Here is an 18,678-nt window from a genome sequence, read left to right as displayed (position 1 = left end):
ACAGTTTGGCCAAGTGTAGGCCAAACTGTTTTATTTTTTTGTATAAGTACGACTATACCATGGAACAGGTTCACTTAATTTTTTTTCTTGTTTTAATGCTTCAGGACCAATATAATCTTGAAGTGTTTTTTTTGCTACTGTTAATGATAAGGTTGTTTTCGGATTTCGATAGGAGGATTCAAGATGACCAAGATGCGGTAGAATTCGAAAATCTTCTTTCGTAGGAGGGATGTGGAAAAAATAATCGCCTAAACGTATAAGGACATCAGATTGTTGTTGGCTAAAACGTGGGTTTCTAGAAAAATGTAATCCTTCTTTAATTGCTTTTTTTTCAGCAATCAAACGTTCTAAAGCTGTCTTTTTTAACCAGTATAAATATTTAGGATTAGTAGCTGCTTTAGCATGACGATTCACAACGAAAATAGATTGAGCTAGTCGATTAATAGAATGTTGATTTTGTAATTGAGATTGTGGTTGTGAAGGTTTCATATTGAATCTCCTTTCAATTTTTCATTATTATACCATAAATAAAATAGGTATTTATTATACGCAAAAAGTGATTGTATATATTTTCAATATTAAAGCAATATTGTTACAAAAAACAACTATTTTGTATAATAGTAATAGAATATGTTTTTGAAATTTGATAATGAAAGAGTGAGAAGTTTGAAAGAAATATTAAAACAACAGTATGCCATTATAGATATTGGATCTAATACAATGCGTTTAGTTATTTATGAAAAGCAAAATGGAGGTTATTATAAAGAGATTGAAAATACGAAAGTTGTTGCGAGGTTAAGGAATTACTTAATTGATGGTGTGTTGAATGAAGAGGGAATAGAAGTATTATTACAGACATTATTTCAATTTCAAGAAAGTACAAGATTCCATCAGTTGCATCATGTACTTTGTGTTGCAACAGCAACAATTAGACAGTCGGAGAATCAAGAGGAAATTAAAAAGCTTGTTGAAGGACAAACAGACTTTACTCTTAGAGTATTATCAGAGTATGAGGAAGCGCGTTACGGATACTTGGCGGTTATGAATTCTACATCGTTTTCAGAAGGAATAACGGTAGATATTGGTGGGGGAAGTACGGAATTTACATACTTTAGAAATAGAGAGATTTTAGAGTACCATAGTTTTCCTTTTGGGGCACTTTCTTTAAAGCAACAATTTATTAAAGGTGATATTCCTATTAAAGATGAGTTAGAGGGAATGCAACAGTATTTAGAGTCTCAATTTCGAACGTTACCATGGTTAATCAATAAGAAATTGCCTCTTATTGCAATTGGTGGTAGTGCTAGGAACTTAGTAAAAATCCATCAAAATTTAATATGTTATCCTATAGCAGGATTACATTTATACAAGATGAAAGAAGAAGATATTGAAAGTGTAAAAGAGGAATTAGAAAAATTGTCGTTCATAGAACTTCAGAAATTGGAAGGATTGGCAAAAGATCGAGCAGATACGATTATTCCAGCGGTTGAAGTATTTCATACACTTGTTAATGTTATAGAGGCACCGGCATTTGTATTAAGTAGAAAAGGGTTAAGAGAAGGTGTTTTCTATGAAGAGTTGACAAAAGATTTGGGGATTTCATATTATCCGAACGTAGTTGAAGAAAGTTTGCATTTACTATCATATGAATACGAAATGGACATGGAATTTGTTATTCAACTTATTAAACATGGAAGACTAATTTGCAAACAACTTGAGGAAATAGGGCTTATTTCTATGTCAGTAAAAGACTGGGAAGTGTTCCATCAAGCAGCGAAAGTATTTAATATAGGCAAATATATAGACGAAGAAGCGAGTCGTTTACATACGTTTTATTTATTAGCGAATAAGACAATTGATGGCATGATGCATAAAGATAGAGTGAGGTTAGCACTTATTGCATCTTATAAATCAAAAATGCTATTTAAACAACATTTATCTCCATTTGAAGGTTGGTTTGATAAAAGTGAACAAAAAAAAATCCGCCTATTAGGAGCTGTTTTACAATTTTCAGCTGCTTTAAATGTAAGGCAACGATCGCTTGTTGATACCATATCTATAACAGAAAGCGAAGAGGGATTAACGTTTAAAGTTTTATGTGAACAGTCTGCATTAGCAGAAAAAGTGCAAGCTGAAAAACAAAAAAAACAGTTAGAAAGAGTATTAAAAACGAATATTAATTTATTATTTGAATTAAAACATTAGGTTGTACGGATGTCTTTACGAAAAATTTACACTTTGTAATATTGTAATTTGATAAAATGAAATTAACTAAATTATAGTAAAAAAGTTTCAAGGGGAAGTGTGAAGAGAATGGAATTATCGAAGGGGAATGCAGTAGATTTAAATGATACAGCTTATTACAATAATCGAGAGTTAAGCTGGCTAGCATTTAATGAACGTGTACTACAAGAAGCGCAAGATGGAAATAATCCACTTTTGGAAAGATTGAAATTCATTAGTATTTTTAGTTCGAATTTAGATGAATTCTTTATGGTACGTGTAGCGGGATTAAAGGATCAAGTGAGTGCTGGATTTAATCAGCCAGAAAATAAAGCTGGCTTAACACCAAAAAAGCAATTAAATAAAATTGCGATAAAAGCCCATGCACTAATGACAGTACAATATGATACATTTAAAAATTATGTATTACCAGCGCTTGAGTTAGAGGGAATTGAACGTTTAACATTCAATGATTTGACGAAAGAGCAGCGAGAATTTATAGAAGAGTATTTTGACGAGCAAATTTTCCCGGTGTTAACTCCTGTAGCTATTGATGCATATCGCCCATTTCCAATGTTATTAAACAAAAGTTTGAATTTGGCTACTCTTTTATATGATGAGAAGCAAGCGGAAGAAGAAAACAGGACGAAGTTAGGGATTGTACAAGTTCCTTCATTACTTGAGCGCTTCATAATTTTACCGAGCGAAGGGCAAAAGCATAAATTTATTTTATTAGAAGACGTAATTAGTAGCTTTACTCATAAATTATTTACGGGATATACAGTATCATCTGTTACTCGTTTCCGTATTACACGCAATGCAGATTTAACGATTCATGAAGAAGGTGCGAGAGATTTATTAAAGGTAATTGAAAAAGAATTAAAAAAGCGTAAGTGGGGGGCTGCTGTTCGTTTAGAAGTTGGGAAAGAACACATTGATGAAAGAGTATTAGCGTTATTATATGAGGTTCTGGAAGTAAAAGATGAAGATGTATATATAATGGATGGTCCATTAGATTTAACATGTTTGTTTTCTTTATATAAAAAACTAGCTCCTTTATATGAACATCTTGTATATCCGGCTCTTATTCCGCAACCGCCTCAAGATTTAGGTGATGAAGAAGATGTATTTGAAAAAGCAATTGAGCATGATATTTTATTACATCATCCTTTTGAATCATTTCAGCCGGTAGTTGATTTTGTCCGTGATGCGGCAGACGATCCGAATGTACTTGCGATTAAACAAACGTTATATCGTGTAAGTGGTGATTCACCGATTATTCAGGCGTTAAAAATAGCGGCTGAAAAGGGAAAACAAGTGACGGTATTAGTTGAATTAAAGGCAAGGTTTGATGAAGAAAACAATGTTCATTGGGCTAAAGAATTGGAACAGGCAGGCTGTCATGTTATTTACGGTGTAAGTCACTTGAAAACTCATAGTAAAATTACGTTAGTTGTAAGAAGAAAAAACGGAAAAATCGAAAGGTTCGTACATCTCGGAACTGGAAATTATAATGATGCAACAGCGAAGTTATATACTGATTTTGGATATATTACATCAAGAAAAGATTTTGGGGTTGATGCAACCAATTTCTTTAATTATTTAAGTGGTTATACAACAAAGCCACATTTTCATCATTTATCGGTTGCTCCATTTGATATAAGAGAGCAGTTTATGGATTTAATAGATGAAGAAATCCGTTATCATAGACAATATGGAAATGGATATATTATCGCTAAGATGAATTCATTAACAGATAAACCGTTAATAAAAAAAATGTACGAAGCATCGCAAGCTGGAGTAAAGGTAGAGCTCATTGTTCGAGGAACATGTTGTTTAAGACCTGGTATTCCAAATGTAAGTGAAAATATTCGTGTAGTTAGTGTTGTGGGAAGATATTTAGAACATAGCCGTATTTATTATTTCCATCATAATGGAGAGGAGAAAATATATTTATCTTCAGCTGATTGGATGACGCGAAATATGGAGAAGCGAGTGGAAATATCTTTCCCGATATTAGATATTGAAATGAAGGCACGAATTAAGGCGATTTTACAGCTTACATTAGCTGATAATGTGAAGACACGTGAACAAAATAAAGATGGTGATTACTATTATGTTATTAATGGTAGTACAGAAGAAATTGATAGCCAAGTGAAGTTGTTTAAGATGGCGTATCAAAATACAGACGCTGAATAATGAAAAAAGTAAAAACCTCTTATGTCCATAAGAGGTTTTTACTTTTTTCTACTCATATGCTCCAAAAATGGAAGGATGGGTAGAAACAATAGTTTTATTATAAGCGTGTAATGAGGTGGCTCGTTGAGAGAATAACATTTGAAAGAATCGTTATTTTAACTTAGTAATAGTATGGTTGCTGACATGGTCCACCGTAACAAGGATAAGGTGCTGGCGGCGGGAAAGGTGGTGGATAAGGTGGATAAAATGGTCGAGGGCCGAAAGCTAATGCTCCGCCGAGCAATCCACCAGCAATTCCAGCTAGAAAGGGAACGCCAAAAAACGGGAAGAAGCGTGAGTCGCCTACTGGACCAATAGGTGCTGAACGGACTGGAATTGGTTGATAATATGGATACATGAACATACCTCCTTTATTGGACTCACTTTTATCATATGGTAAACAAAACGTGGATGAGCGCGTACAAGAAAGGATATGTAAGAAAATAGGCGAATTATTACGAATGTTGGAGTGTAAAAATTGTGATTTCAGGTTTTGACATAAAACGAAATGGAACACGTGTTCTTCCGAGGCCTCGATTGACATAGAGGGTTAAATCCTGCATCGTATAGAAGCCTTCAATATAGTCTTTGGCGAGTGATGGTGTAATAATAGCTCCTAAAAAAGGGATTTGTACTTGTCCGCCATGGCTATGACCAGAAAGTTGCAAGTTGATTGGATATTTGGAAATTTGCGGTGCGATATCTGGCTCGTGAACAAGAACGATGTTATAAGTATTTTGCCGTGCATGTTGTAATGTTTTCTCTATTTTTGGTTTGCCTAGTAGTATATCATCGAGACCGAAAATAGAAATTTCACTATTATCCATTAGACGAATTCTTTTTTCACTATTGAGCAATAGTTCAAATTCTGATTCACGCATGATGTGCTCATAGTATTCAGTTCCATATCCACCGTGATCATGGTTACCATAAATAGCGAATTTACCAAAGGGGGCTTGTATATTTTTTAAAATGGATGCGACGAAAGGAGTGTCAGTATACGTTTGATAATTATCAATGAGATCTCCAGTAAAAAGGACAATATCTGGATTTACAGCATTAATTTTAGAAACAACTTGAGATAAATGCTGGAGCGAGAAATAGTATCCGAGATGTAAATCGCTGAATTGAAGAATTTTCATACCATGAAAACTTTTTGGGATGAGTTGTGATTTTAATGTGTGCTGTGTAAAAGAAATGAAATGGGGCTCTATATATTTAGCATAGTAGTATCCGATGCTACTGGTTATAAATGAATAGAGACAAGTACGCATACCAATTTTCAAAAAAGTTCTTCTTGTAATGTGCTTCATAAAAATATGAGTATACCTCAAGGTTTTTATTCCATTTATAGGCTACTCAAATCTCCTTTCAGTTTATTTAAAAATATACTTTACATAATAAAAAATTAGTATAGATTACGAAAAAAAATGAATGAAAAGAAAGTTCTTTACGTTAAAATATCAGAAAACTTTAAAAATATAAAGATTTCTATTAAATAAAGTGATAAAATGAATATGTATTCATTTTTTGGAGGGGATGTATGTGAAAGAAAAGGTAGTTATTATAACAGGTGGATCGAGTGGAATGGGAAAAGGAATGGCGACTCGTTTTACAAAAGAAGGGGCACGAGTTGTTATTACAGGACGTACGAAGGAAAAACTAGAGGAAACGAAGTTGGAAATTGAACAATTTCCAGGGCAAGTATTACCTGTACAAATGGATGTAAGAAATACGGATGACATTCAGAAAATGATTGAACAGATTGATGAGAAGTTTGGTCGAATTGATGTTTTAATAAATAATGCAGCTGGAAACTTTATTTGTCCAGCAGAAGATTTATCCGTGAATGGTTGGAATTCAGTCATTAATATTGTATTAAACGGTACATTTTACTGTAGCCATGCTGTTGGAAAATATTGGATTAAAAAAGGGATAAAAGGGAATATCATTAACATGGTAGCAACATATGCATGGGATGCTGGTCCAGGAGTTATTCATTCGGCTGCAGCGAAGGCAGGAGTATTAGCGATGACGAAGACGCTCGCTGTTGAGTGGGGACGTAAATATGGAATACGAGTTAACGCTATCGCGCCAGGACCAATTGAACGTACGGGCGGTGCTGATAAATTATGGATTTCAGAAGAAATGGCTAAGCGTACGATACAAAGTGTTCCGCTTGGAAGGCTGGGTACGCCAGAAGAAATCGCTGGTCTAGCTTATTATTTATGTTCAGATGAAGCTGCGTACATAAATGGAACTTGCATGACAATGGATGGAGGACAACATTTACATCAATATCCATTTTAAAAGGGATAAAAAAATGAATGTTTGATTCATTTTTTATGGTTAAATGTGACGGAATTGTGACATATGAAAGAAAAGTGTTTACAAGAGGTCATATATACGTTATATTTAAGACCTCTTTTTTCTTCATAGTAGAATTGCTAATTCCCCTTAGCATTTTACCCCTCTAATCCCTTCAGGAAAACTGAAGGGATTTTTTATTATTTTTCCGTAAATATCATGTTATAATTTTTGAAAAGTAAAGGGAGGGAAGCACGTTGATAGATGCATTAGATGTAATGAGTAACTTGGATAAAGTCCTTCCTTATTATCAAGCTATTTTTAGTGCTGATGAGCATACTGTAATTGGATACGAAGTAGTAGGACGTATTCAAACAGAAGAGGGCATACAAAGTTTAGCTTCTTTCTTTCACGATGATTCAATTCCAAGTGAATTTCAACTGGAAGCGGATAATATTATAGTAGAAAAAGCTTTAAATCGTTATTTAGAAAGCGATCAAAAATTATTATTATTTATACATCGGAATGCTAATGTATTAATGAATGATGATGATGAAAGCTTGCTTCAACTTTTATTGAGGTATGAAGAACAAGGTTTAAATTTAAAACAAATTGTTTTAGAGATTACAGAGCATGAATGTAAAGAAGATATAGAGCAATTTAATCATTTGCTTATGTATTATCGTACATATGGTATTCAAATTTCAATTAATAAAGTCGGAACGGGCACAAGTAATTTAGAGCGTATTAGCGTGTTAGCACCTGATATTTTAAAAGTAGATTTAACGAACTTAAGGCAAACAGCACTTTTACAATCTTATCAAGATATTTTATATTCTTTATCATTACTTGCTAGAAGAATTGGTGCAACTTTGTTATATGAAGAAATAGATGCTTTTTATCAACTGCAATATGCTTGGAAGAACGGCGGAAGATATTATCAAGGTAATTATTTGAAAGAATGTTTACCTGATTTTATTGAAACGAATGTTTTGAAAGAGCGACTTGGTAATGAATGTCATCAGTTTATTCAGCATGAAAAGAAGAAGTTACAAAAAATTTATAATTTAACAGAGATGTTACGCGATCGCATTGGCGATGTTTTATCAAAACAAAAAAAGAATGAAGATATAAATGATTGGTTATTACAATTTAGTCAAAGTGTATCACAGTGTAGTTTTCGTATATTTATTTGTAATGAAGATGGTTTCCAGCAATCAGGAAATGTTATGAAAAAAGATGGAGAATGGATTGTGATGCCGGATTATTATATGAAGAACTGGAGTTGGCGTCCGTATTTTCTCGAGAATATCATGAAAATGCGTTTTGAGAATAAGGCGAGGCTTTCAGATTTATATGCAGATATTGAAACGGGAGAAATGGTACGAACATTTTCTTTCCCGATTGATGATGACAACTTTTTATTTATAGATTTATCTTATGAATATTTATATGAAGAAGATGTTTTATTTTAATGCACGAAGAGATTCGTGCATTTTTTGTTTGTTTTTATCATAAATTGGTAATAGTGAAAATGGTGATGAAAATGCTGTCTATCGTTGTAAAGATTTTACGAACGAAACCTGTCCTTTCTTTGCATAATCATTGTTACAATGAATACTACAAAGACAAGTTCTTTTAAAAGGAAGGTGAAAAAATGAGGAAATATGGAATATGGCTTGTTCTATTTGTATGTGTTGCCTTTCTAGTTGGTTATAGTGTTACGACTGTTTTAGGAAAAGAGGAAGTGGAAGTCGATCGGAAAGAAGTATTTACAACGATACAAAAAGGCTATGAAACCCAATTTTCAATTCGTGGGAAGAATTTGCCGATGAATAAGATGATAGAGAGGTTATCACCGTATTTTACAGATAATTTCCTTCAAGTATTTACAGATGAAAATAGCAGAAGTGATAAACAAAGTGGTGAATATTTACTTCCGGCAAAAGAAGCACCGTTTTCTTTTAATTCAGAAACGAAAATGTCGTATGATGAAGAACATAAAAATTTATATGTATATGAGCGGACAAAAAGTGGACAATATCAAATTGTAACATTGAAAAGGGATCAAGATAAATGGAAGTTAGCAGGATATCATGAAAGTCAGGAACTTTTAACTGAAATAAAAAGGTTGCAACAATTATAAAGTGAAACTTTTAATCAGTGGGAGGGATTACTCTTCCATCTAACTTCTTTGCTGTAGCTAAATTTTGGGTGGGAGTTTTATTACCTACAAATAGCGGGATAGGAATAGGTATTTACCTATTCCTATTCTATATTGAGTAGTTTTTGTAACTTTTCAATTTGAAAACCTGCAACTACTTCGCCATCAATTACGACTGTTGGAGTTGAATAAGAATCATAGTCGTTTAAAAGACGATTGCGAGCAGCAGCGTCTTTTTTTACGTCAAATTCTTCATATGCAACGTTATTATGCTTCAAAAATTCTTTTACAATAACACATGGCGGACAATCGGGTTGTGTATAAACCTCAATTTTTTTCATTGTAATTCCTCCTTTTTTCTGTTTTTTATTATATTCTTCCAATATAAAAACCGCAATAAAGAAGGGGAAATATGTTCTTTCTGTTTTTTCCTTCGCATTTCGACAAATTTTTAGTTGAGTTTCTGGCCAATAACCTTTATCCTAGAGTGTGGAACATTTTTTCTGTTATGACGGATAGAATGAGTATAGCTGTAAAACCTATTGGTAGGAAGATCAGAGAAAGGAGAGATTTCATGTCTCTACTCCAAGGAATTTTAACTCGACTTGTTAGTCTACAAGAACAAGCTGAAAGCGGTGAAGTAGCACAACGCTATTTTGAAGTGAACGGTGAGCGCAAATGTAGCGTGAAATTTTTCGATAAAAGTGAAATGTATGAGTTAGAAGTGTATCAACAAGGTGAAAAACCTCAAGTGTATCAATTCGATAATATCGACATGGTTGCAATTGAGATTTACGATATCATTTCTTGATACATATAAAAAAGGTACTGCCACATGGCAGTACCTTTTTTAGTTCTATTACTTTCCGGCGTAATGTATAGAAGTTTTTTATTTTTCCTACAATGGTATTAAAATGAAAATTTAATCCGTGCAAGTTTGCTTATCCATGTGGATAATTAGTCCCGTCAACCGGCTGAATATGTGAAGCTAAATTTCTCACAATCGCTGGGTTCTGCAAATAGCGGGGGAAATATAACTAGGAGGTTATCGTATGGAACGTTTACCAGTTGTGATTTGTCCTAATTGTCAAAGTTCTGCTGAGATTATTCATGTATTAACGGCTCAATCTAATCAAAATGTAATTTATACGTGCCAAGTTTGTCACTTTATAATTCGAAATATTGAAACGAATAAAGGATAGGAAGTTATAATTTTAGTTTTTGTCCCATACAATGAGAATACAAAAAGTCTGTCTAATTGAAAGGACGTGACTCTATGGACGGTGCACATAAATTTTACAATGTTTCAGAGAGACATTTAAATTTCGATATGGTTTTTAACCGTATTTGTAGTTTCATTGAAAAGGATCCACGAAATTTATATCGATTATCCATTGGGACAGACTCGCAAGCCCATCAAAAGGATACGAGGTTTATTACAGCAATCCATATTCATCGTGTTGGAAAAGGTGCCTGGGGTTGTTTACACCATAGATCAGTAAAAGATAAGCCAACAACCTTACGTGAGAAAATATATTTAGAAACACAGTTTAGTCAAGAAATCGCATGTCTATTTACGCCTACTCATATACAAACAATATGGGAGTTATTGCACCCTTATGCTCAAGATGGGGCTGGATTCATAATGGAAATTCATTTAGACATTGGGAATGATGGTTTAACAAAAGAATTTATTTTAGATATGACAGAAAAAATTCGAGCGATGGGATTAACTGCAAAAATTAAGCCGGATGCTTATGCGGCATTTAGCTATGCAAATCGATATACGAAATGATTTTTTGTCTATTTACGATTGCTACATATCTTTTAGTAAAAACTGAATATTACATCTATTAAATAGGTTGAATTTTTTATATAATAAGAGTAACGATGCGAGTGTAAGGAGAGGGGTATATGCAAAGGGAAGTTGTTTTAACGAAGGAAGAAGAAAGTTTGCTACTAGATATTTTATTTCAGCAAAATTATGCAAGTGAAATTTTAGCTGTGGAACTTACAGATATTGAGAATGGTTTGAAACAGACAGATGTGATGCAATATAAAAAAATCACAAGGTTATTTTACAGATTAAAAAATAAAGGGTATTAAGCGCTACCGGAATGGTAGTCTTTTTTTTGTACTGTATGCTAAAATAGCTGTGTGATTGTATTTTTATTAAAATAAATTTAGGACAAAATAATAATATGAAAACGCTGTCATAAAATGTGAATAGAGTTGTGAACATAAGCAGGAAAAAGGGAAAATGGGGGATGTAATATGATTAGTATTCCGAAAGACGAATTTCAACAAATTCTTGTGAAGGATTTAATGATTTCATCGGAAAAAGTAGCTCATGTCCAAATTGGAAATAGTTTAGAACATGGTTTACTCGTTCTTGTGAAATCTGGATATTCGGCGATACCTGTCTTAGATCCAATGTATAAACTACATGGTTTGATTAGTACTGCCATGATATTAGATGGTATGTTAGGATTAGAGCGTATTGAGTTTGAAAGACTTGATGATATGAAAGTAGAGCAGGTGATGAAGGAAGATATACCTGTTCTTAAATTAGAAGATTCATTTGCAAAAGCTTTAGAAATGACAATTGATCATCCTTTTATTTGTGCTGTTAATGAAGAAGGCTATTTTGAGGGGATTTTAACACGTCGGGCTATTTTAAAATTGTTGAATAAGAAAGTAAGGCAACATAATCGATAACGTGAGAAAAGTGACTTCATAGAAACGAAGAAGTCACTTTTTTTTCGTGCATATCACTTGTGTATGTATTATATTTAAAAAGACATAAAACATAAGGAAGTTTGCGCTCGGAAATTGTATTTTCTGAATGAAAGCATTCGGCTAAATTAAGGATGAAAAGCTTATTGAAATAAGGTGTATGGAAGCTAAGGAAAGAGGGAGAAAGTTGCAAATTGATGATTTTCAAATGATGGTTGTGTTAGCTCAGGAATCAAATATGAGAAAAGCGGCGGAACGTTTATTTGTTTCCCAACCTGCGCTGAGTCAACGATTACAATCTATGGAGAAACAATGGGGAATGAAGTTTTTTATTCGCTCACAAAAAGGATTGACAATTACACCTGAAGGGGAAAAAGTAGCAAATTATGCTAAAGAAATGTTGCAAAGGGAAGAAGATATAAAAAGTGAGCTAGCTGTTTTTAGAACGGAAACTCATGGAACGTTAAAAATAGCTGTTGCATCAGTTATTGGTCAATATTGGCTCCCTCCTGTTTTGAAAAAGTTTGTGCATAAATATCCTTCTGTAAAGATATCGCTGTTTACTGGATGGAGTAGTGAAGTGCAAAAGCAGTTTTATGAAGGAGACGTTCATGTTGCTATACTGAGGGGAACACAAGAATATAAAGGTCAGAAGCAACAATTATTTGAAGATGAACTGTATTTAGTTGATAAAGAAATAAAAGATATTTCGATGTTAAAAGAAACAAATAGGCCGTTCATTCAATTTAAAAGTGATTCGACTTATTATGGACAAATACAAAATTGGTGGTATGGTTTATTTTCTAATCCGCCTAAGCGAACGATTGTAGTTGACCAAATTGAAACATGTAAACAACTTGTTTTAAATGGTATAGGTTATGCCCTTTTACCTTCTACTGTTTTAAAGGAAGTACAGGAAAATATGTATAAAACACCTGTTCAACTGACGAGAGAAACATGGTTGTTAACAAGTGACTCGGCAAGGCAGTTGAAACAAGTACAAGCATTTTTAGAAATTATAGAAGAAATTCAAAGAGAAAAATAAGATTATTATCTTGCTACTCGCTCTTTCGTTTGGTAGAGTAACATTATAAATGGATTTAGGAGGCAACAAGAATGAAAATGATGGACGCTAACGAAATTATTTCGTTTATTCAAAAAAGTGAAAAGAAAACTCCTGTAAAGGTATACATAAAAGGGGATTTAAAAGAAGTAACATTCCCTGAAACAGTACAAGCATTTGTGAATAAAAAATCAGGTGTATTATTCGGAGAATGGTCTGAAATTAAGACAATTCTTGATGAGAATAATAAGCACATCGTTGACTACGTTGTAGAAAACGATCGTCGTAATTCTGCAATCCCAATGCTTGATTTAAAAGGTATTAAAGCTCGCATCGAGCCAGGTGCTATTATTCGTGACCATGTTGAAATTGGTGACAACGCTGTAATTATGATGAATGCAACAATTAACATTGGTGCTGTAATTGGTGAAGGTTCTATGATCGACATGAACGCAGTACTTGGTGGACGTGCAACAGTCGGTAAAAACTGTCACGTAGGTGCAGGTGCTGTACTTGCAGGTGTTATTGAGCCACCTTCTGCAAAACCAGTTATCGTTGAAGATGATGTAGTAATCGGTGCAAACGTAGTTGTTTTAGAGGGTGTTACAGTAGGTAAAGGTGCAGTTGTGGCAGCGGGAGCTGTTGTAACAGAAGATGTGCCTCCATACACAGTTGTTGCAGGTACTCCAGCACGTGTAATTAAAGAAATTGATGAGAAGACAAAAGCAAAAACAGAAATTAAACAAGAGCTTCGTCAATTAAACCCAGAGAAATAAAAAGTAAAAAAGCGTAAGAGCGTAAATGGGCTCTTACGCTTTTTATAGATAGAGGTGCAAAAATGACAGTAAGCAAATTTGTCCAAATTCGTAGAGATCTACATAGAATTCCAGAAATCGGATTTAAGGAATGGAAAACGCAACAGTATATTTTAGATTATATAGGAACACTTTCTCATGAATTTGTGGAAGTGAAGACATGGAAAACGGGTGTAATCGTTAAAGTAAATGGAAAAAAACCCGAAAAAATAATAGGTTATCGTGCAGATATAGACGGTTTACCAATTACAGAGGAAACTGGATACGAGTTTGCTTCTATTCATGAAGGAATGATGCATGCATGTGGCCATGATGTACATACAGCGATCGGTTTAGGCCTTCTAACGAAAGCTGTGAGCGAAAGAATAGATGATGACCTTGTATTTCTATTCCAGCCAGCAGAAGAAGGACCAGGCGGTGCTCTTCCTATGTTAGAAAGTGAAGAGTTAAAAGAATGGAAACCAAATATAATTCTTGGTCTTCATATTGCACCAGAATACGCTGTAGGGACAATTGCAACGAAAGAAGGACTGTTATTTGCCAATACTTCAGAATTATATATTGATTTAAAAGGAAAAGGTGGCCATGCTGCCTATCCGCATACTGCAAATGACATGATTGTTGCAGCGAGTCATCTTGTTACACAGCTTCAATCTGTTATTAGTCGCAATGTAAATCCTCTTGATAGTGCAGTAATTACAATCGGGAAAATTACAGGTGGTACGGTTCAAAATATTATTGCAGAAAAATCTCGTTTAGAAGGAACGATTCGAACATTATCAGTGGAATCAATGAAGCGTGTGAAAAGCAGAATTGAGGCAATTGTTGCAGGTATCGAAGCTTCTTTCCAGTGTGAGGCGATTATAGATTACGGAGCAATGTATCATCAAGTATATAACCATGAAGAGTTAACGAGAGAGTTTATGCAATTTGTACATAAACAAACTGATATGAATGTTATTACATGTACTGAGGCAATGACAGGTGAAGATTTTGGTTATATGCTTCGAGAAATCCCTGGATTTATGTTTTGGCTTGGAGTAAATTCAGAATATGGTTTACATCATGCAAAATTAAAACCAGACGAAGAAGTGATTGAAAAGGCAATTACATTTCTAAGCCAATATGTAAAGTGGAAAGGGAATAGAAAATAAAACTTCCGCTTTCATGAAGGTTCCAAAAAACTTTTTGTTTTGAGGTGTAAGTAACGCTCGTATAGATTGATTTTAGACATTTACATACAAATAAAAGAATTAAAGTTAATTGTACTGTTTTAATAATGAGCAGGGGGTTTTAGCCACTGCTCATTATTAATTATCTGACTAACTTATATATGTTTACTTTTAGTATGAAAAGTGTGTAAAATCAATGTGAAACATAGAAAAAAGGGTGGGGAATTACGTGCAAATTAGCAGTGCGATTTTATGTTTCGTCTTATATGCGTATGTTATTATTGCGGCGGTTTATTTTGGGATAAGTTTTTATGCCTATCGTCTAGTAGATAATAATGAATATGACGAAACATACAAATGGGTAAAGAGATATTTATCACCTGTACTAGAAATTATGAATGGGTTTGTGCTCTTTTTATTTATTGGATTAATTGCTTTCTCAACGAGTTTAGTAGGGAATAAAACTACGTTATTTGTATTGGGTATCATTATTTTTATGTTGTTAGGAATAAGGATTGGTAATACGGTCTTTTGGAATGAAAGAAAAGTAGATGGTTGGACGGGAATGTTAATTCCGTGCATGTTAGCTGCAATCGTGACAAATATAGAGCATGAATATTATCAATTACATTTTTGGCTCATTATCGTTTTAACAATTCTTTCTGTTTTGTATATAAGCACAGTAGTACTAACATATATTGCACATGAAAAAGGAGACGTTAAAGGCACTCGTTTCTTTAGAGGACGGGCATTATTTTGGAGTGTGCCGACGATGGCAGTTATCGCGCTTATTGCGATATTAGTAAATGGATATCAATTTTTTAATTGGCAACTATTTTTAGAAAACTGGTGGATCTTTATCTTTTCATTTATTGCTTTTTTAGGTGCAACGCATTATTTATTCCATCAACATCATTACATATGGGCATTATTATTTGCCTTCACACAGCTTCTATTTGCCTTTTTTGGTCAAGAAACATTATTATTCGTTTTTGAAACATTTAGTTCGTTTGGAAATATATTTGTATTTGCTATGTTACTTGTTGGTATCGCTTTTTACTTGCAACAATATTTTTATATACAAAAACAAAAATAAGAGCTAATTACAGTTTTTGTGACGCATATAAAGTGTGTTACACTGAAAATAAATAGTACTTGAAGTTATTGGAGGAATTCCTGTGGGTGAGAAAGAAAAAGAATTTGCTGTCATTGGACTTGGTCGCTTTGGTGGAAGTATTTGCCGAGAACTAGCTCAATTAGGTATGGAAGTAATGGCAATCGATTCAGATGAGGATAAAATTAATGAATTTGCAAATATAGCTTCGCATGCTGTAATTGCAGATTCAACAGATGAGATGGTATTAAAAAGCCTCGGTATTCGAAATTTTGATCACGTAGTCGTTGCTATTGGAGATAATTTAAATTCAAGTATTTTAACGACTTTGATTTTGAAAGAGCTGGGTGTAAAAAATATTACTGTAAAAGCTCAAAATGATTATCATGAAAAAGTGTTAAGTAAAATAGGTGCAGATCATATTGTGCATCCAGAACGTGATATGGGAAAAAGGATTGCTAATAATATTGCATCAAGCAATGTGTTAGACTACCTTGAGCTTTCAGATGAGCATAGTATTGTAGAGATTATTGCGAATAAAAAAATTGATGGGCACTCTTTAATTGAATTAGACATTCGTGCGAAGTTTGGATTGAATATTGTAGCAATTAAACGAGGTAAAGAAGTTATAGTATCCCCTCGAGCTACGGAGAGTATTCAAGCAGGAGATATATTAATTGTCATTGGTCATGACGATGAAGTGGATCGATTTAAACACTTTTTAAGATAAGAGAAAAGAAAAGGACAATGCCTTCATGGCATTGTCCTTTTTCTTATATTTCCATAATGATTGGTAAAATCATTGGACGGCGTTTCGTTTTCTCATATAGGAATGGAGCTAATGTGTCTGTAATTTCATTTTTAATTTCAGACCATTGTGTTGTTTTACGCTCCATTACTTTTTCTAAATGAGTTGTAATTAATGTTTGTGCATCATTGATTAAATCGCTGCTTTCACGCATGTAAACGAAACCGCGTGAGATGATATCAGGTCCTGCTGCAACTTTAAATTCTTTCATATCAATGCTTACAACTACAATTACAAGTCCTTCTTCAGAAAGGATACGACGATCTCGTAATACGATATTGCCAATATCTCCAATACCGTTTCCATCAATGTAGACCGAACCAGATGGGATTTTTCCAGCTACGCTAGCTTCATCCGAACGTAAAGCAAGAACATCGCCATTATCCATAATGAAGCAATTTTCTTCAGGGATGCCACAATCATTTGCTATGTTCATGTGCATACGTTGCATACGATATTCACCATGAATTGGCATGAAGTACTTCGGTTTAATTAGACGTAACATTAACTTTTGTTCTTCTTGTCCACCGTGTCCACTTGTATGGATATTTGAAAGTTTACCGTGAATTACATCAGCGCCAGCGCGGTACAACATGTTAATTGTACGACTTACGCTAATTGTATTTCCTGGAATTGGTGAAGAAGAGAAAACAACTGTATCTCCAGGAATAATTTGAATTTGGCGGTGTGTACCGTTTGCAATACGTGAAAGTGCTGCCATCGGTTCACCTTGACTACCTGTACATAAAATAACAACTTTATTAGCTGGTAAGCGGTTTAGTTGAGATGCATCTATGAATGTATCTTTCGGGCAACGAATATAACCAAGGTTTTGTCCAATTTCAATCGCTGCTTCCATACTTCGACCAAACACAGCTACTTTACGGTTGTTTTCAACAGCAGCTTCAACAACTTGTTGTAAGCGGTGAATATTTGATGCAAAGGTTGCGAATATAATCCGTCCTTCTACTTTACGGAAAATGTCTTGAATGCTATCACCAACGCGACGCTCAGACATAGTAAAGTTTGGAACTTCACTGTTCGTACTATCAGATAATAGACATAATACGCCATCTTTACCGATTTCAGCCATTTTCGTTAAATCAGCTGGTTCACCAACTGGTGTGAAGTCAAATTTGAAGTCACCTGTATGAACAACTTGACCTTGAGGTGTTTTCACAACAACGCCGTACGAATCTGGAATACTGTGAGTTGTACGGAAGAAGGATACAGACGTTTTTTTGAATTTAATAACGTCATCTTCTTGAATCTCGTAAAGTTTTGCTTTACGAAGTAAGCCGTGTTCTTCTAATTTGTTTTTGATGAGCGCAATTGCTAATTTTCCACCGTAAATTGGAATGTTCACTTGACGTAATAGGTAAGGGATTCCACCGATATGATCTTCGTGACCATGTGTAATGAATAACCCTTTAATTTTATCTTCGTTTCGCACAAAATAAGTGTAGTCTGGTATTACATAATCGATTCCGAGAAGTTCGTCCTCTGGAAATTTAATTCCAGCATCAATTATAATAATTTCATCCTGAAATTGAACAGCGTATGTATTTTTACCGATTTCACCAAGCCCACCGAGAGCAAATACAGCAACTTGGTCGTTTTTTAGAAATTTCATATCGCTATACGATTTCCGCTAATGTTAAATCAGCGTTTTCTTTTTCATATTCAAGATGAGCGCCAGTAACAGACTGAACAAACTCGATATTATATGCGAACTTATTTAATTTTGTACGAACATCCTTTTCAGACGTAGCCTCTAAATATAAAACTTTTGTATTTTCACGTACTGGAACCTCAGTTAATTTTTCTTGATAAAATACTTTAAAAATCATTTGGAAAACCTCTCCTTGTCTATGTTTTGCATTATCTGTTACTTATTATAAAGCAAACAGTCACGATTTTCATGTTTTTTCGAATGAGAATGAAGAAAAAGCCCTAAATGGGCATAATTTAAGCGATTGTCTTTTTACGGACTAGACCGTTTAAATAACGCTTGATCTTTTTCTTCAGCTTCTTCAGC

At 34.0% G+C, this 18,678-nt stretch carries 21 protein-coding genes; 15 read left to right on the top strand and 6 right to left on the bottom strand.

What is annotated here, in order from left to right; genetic code table 11:
- Positions 1-30 precede the first annotated feature (30 nt).
- A complete protein-coding gene (locus BAQ53_RS18785) occupies positions 31-489 on the bottom strand; it encodes a YkyB family protein (protein WP_000804864.1) in 459 nt (152 codons plus the stop codon).
- A 141-nt stretch (positions 490-630) separates the two neighbouring features.
- Between BAQ53_RS18785 and ppx the strand changes: the two genes are divergently transcribed.
- Together ppx and BAQ53_RS18775 are read left to right on the top strand one after the other, a co-directional pair.
- On the top strand, positions 631-2,205 hold the full coding sequence (gene ppx / locus BAQ53_RS18780) for an exopolyphosphatase (protein ID WP_208906166.1): 1,575 nt from the start codon (positions 631-633) through the stop codon (positions 2,203-2,205).
- 108 nt (positions 2,206-2,313) lie between these two features.
- Positions 2,314-4,422, top strand: coding sequence for a polyphosphate kinase (locus BAQ53_RS18775; RefSeq protein WP_000423549.1), 2,109 nt, complete (start codon positions 2,314-2,316; stop codon positions 4,420-4,422).
- Positions 4,423-4,582: 160 nt separating this feature from the next.
- Here BAQ53_RS18775 and BAQ53_RS18770 read toward each other — a convergent pair whose 3' ends face one another.
- Both BAQ53_RS18770 and BAQ53_RS18765 read right to left on the bottom strand, forming a co-directional pair.
- Positions 4,583-4,819, bottom strand: coding sequence for a hypothetical protein (locus BAQ53_RS18770; RefSeq protein ID WP_000283738.1), 237 nt, complete (start codon positions 4,817-4,819; stop codon positions 4,583-4,585).
- A gap of 97 nt (positions 4,820-4,916) precedes the next feature.
- Positions 4,917-5,774, bottom strand: a complete 858-nt coding sequence (locus BAQ53_RS18765) for a metallophosphoesterase (RefSeq protein WP_002164159.1) — start codon at positions 5,772-5,774, stop codon at positions 4,917-4,919.
- A gap of 232 nt (positions 5,775-6,006) precedes the next feature.
- On the opposite strand from BAQ53_RS18765, the gene fadH reads away from it, so the two are divergent.
- From fadH to BAQ53_RS18750, 3 genes are all read left to right on the top strand, one after another.
- A complete protein-coding gene (gene fadH, locus BAQ53_RS18760; protein WP_061884525.1) occupies positions 6,007-6,771 on the top strand; it encodes a 2,4-dienoyl-CoA reductase in 765 nt (254 codons plus the stop codon).
- Between the two features lie 254 nt (positions 6,772-7,025).
- Positions 7,026-8,243 (top strand): EAL domain-containing protein, encoded by a 1,218-nt coding sequence (locus BAQ53_RS18755; RefSeq protein ID WP_000564306.1) that lies wholly within the window; start codon positions 7,026-7,028, stop codon positions 8,241-8,243.
- Positions 8,244-8,425: 182 nt separating this feature from the next.
- Positions 8,426-8,914, top strand: coding sequence for a DUF3993 domain-containing protein (locus tag BAQ53_RS18750; RefSeq protein ID WP_208906165.1), 489 nt, complete (start codon positions 8,426-8,428; stop codon positions 8,912-8,914).
- Between the two features lie 122 nt (positions 8,915-9,036).
- Here the strand turns inward: BAQ53_RS18750 and BAQ53_RS18745 are convergent, their stop codons facing one another.
- On the bottom strand, positions 9,037-9,273 hold the full coding sequence (locus BAQ53_RS18745; RefSeq protein ID WP_000717872.1) for a glutaredoxin family protein: 237 nt from the start codon (positions 9,271-9,273) through the stop codon (positions 9,037-9,039).
- Between the two features lie 233 nt (positions 9,274-9,506).
- Here BAQ53_RS18745 and BAQ53_RS18740 point away from each other — a divergent pair, with 233 nt between their 5' ends.
- The 10 genes from BAQ53_RS18740 (at position 9,507) to BAQ53_RS18695 (ending at position 16,562) form a co-directional block, all read left to right on the top strand.
- The gene (locus tag BAQ53_RS18740; RefSeq protein WP_000055151.1) at positions 9,507-9,743 is read left to right on the top strand and encodes a YkuJ family protein; all 237 of its coding nucleotides are present in this window, start codon (positions 9,507-9,509) and stop codon (positions 9,741-9,743) included.
- Positions 9,744-9,984: 241 nt separating this feature from the next.
- A complete protein-coding gene (locus BAQ53_RS18735; RefSeq protein WP_000440539.1) occupies positions 9,985-10,134 on the top strand; it encodes a hypothetical protein in 150 nt (49 codons plus the stop codon).
- Between the two features lie 74 nt (positions 10,135-10,208).
- On the top strand, positions 10,209-10,727 hold the full coding sequence (locus tag BAQ53_RS18730; protein ID WP_000348491.1) for a ribonuclease H-like YkuK family protein: 519 nt from the start codon (positions 10,209-10,211) through the stop codon (positions 10,725-10,727).
- A 119-nt stretch (positions 10,728-10,846) separates the two neighbouring features.
- Positions 10,847-11,038 carry an antirepressor AbbA gene (gene abbA, locus BAQ53_RS18725; protein WP_001188692.1) on the top strand — a complete coding sequence of 64 codons (192 nt, stop codon included), beginning with the start codon at positions 10,847-10,849 and terminating at the stop codon, positions 11,036-11,038.
- A gap of 168 nt (positions 11,039-11,206) precedes the next feature.
- On the top strand, positions 11,207-11,650 hold the full coding sequence (cbpB, locus tag BAQ53_RS18720; protein WP_208906164.1) for a cyclic-di-AMP-binding protein CbpB: 444 nt from the start codon (positions 11,207-11,209) through the stop codon (positions 11,648-11,650).
- Between the two features lie 178 nt (positions 11,651-11,828).
- Positions 11,829-12,713 (top strand): transcriptional regulator CcpC, encoded by an 885-nt coding sequence (locus BAQ53_RS18715; RefSeq protein ID WP_001987174.1) that lies wholly within the window; start codon positions 11,829-11,831, stop codon positions 12,711-12,713.
- 71 nt (positions 12,714-12,784) lie between these two features.
- Positions 12,785-13,507, top strand: coding sequence for a 2,3,4,5-tetrahydropyridine-2,6-dicarboxylate N-acetyltransferase (gene dapD / locus BAQ53_RS18710; protein ID WP_000783241.1), 723 nt, complete (start codon positions 12,785-12,787; stop codon positions 13,505-13,507).
- A gap of 62 nt (positions 13,508-13,569) precedes the next feature.
- Positions 13,570-14,700 (top strand): N-acetyldiaminopimelate deacetylase, encoded by a 1,131-nt coding sequence (locus BAQ53_RS18705; RefSeq protein WP_000218668.1) that lies wholly within the window; start codon positions 13,570-13,572, stop codon positions 14,698-14,700.
- Positions 14,701-14,947: 247 nt separating this feature from the next.
- On the top strand, positions 14,948-15,814 hold the full coding sequence (locus BAQ53_RS18700) for a hypothetical protein (protein WP_001167319.1): 867 nt from the start codon (positions 14,948-14,950) through the stop codon (positions 15,812-15,814).
- Between the two features lie 82 nt (positions 15,815-15,896).
- Positions 15,897-16,562 (top strand): potassium channel family protein, encoded by a 666-nt coding sequence (locus BAQ53_RS18695; RefSeq protein WP_000504034.1) that lies wholly within the window; start codon positions 15,897-15,899, stop codon positions 16,560-16,562.
- 43 nt (positions 16,563-16,605) lie between these two features.
- Here BAQ53_RS18695 and rnjA read toward each other — a convergent pair whose 3' ends face one another.
- Together rnjA and BAQ53_RS18685 are read right to left on the bottom strand one after the other, a co-directional pair.
- Positions 16,606-18,273 carry a ribonuclease J1 gene (gene rnjA / locus BAQ53_RS18690; protein WP_000670377.1) on the bottom strand — a complete coding sequence of 556 codons (1,668 nt, stop codon included), beginning with the start codon at positions 18,271-18,273 and terminating at the stop codon, positions 16,606-16,608.
- 4 nt (positions 18,274-18,277) lie between these two features.
- The gene (locus BAQ53_RS18685) at positions 18,278-18,490 is read right to left on the bottom strand and encodes a DNA-dependent RNA polymerase subunit epsilon (protein WP_000576435.1); all 213 of its coding nucleotides are present in this window, start codon (positions 18,488-18,490) and stop codon (positions 18,278-18,280) included.
- Positions 18,491-18,678 lie beyond the last annotated feature (188 nt).

This window comes from Bacillus sp. B25(2016b) (assembly GCF_001679765.1).
GTDB classification, from domain to species: Bacteria; Bacillota; Bacilli; order Bacillales; family Bacillaceae_G; genus Bacillus_A; species Bacillus_A thuringiensis_K.
Note: the sequence above shows the minus strand (reverse complement) of the source record. Positions and strands in the feature narration are given on the sequence as shown.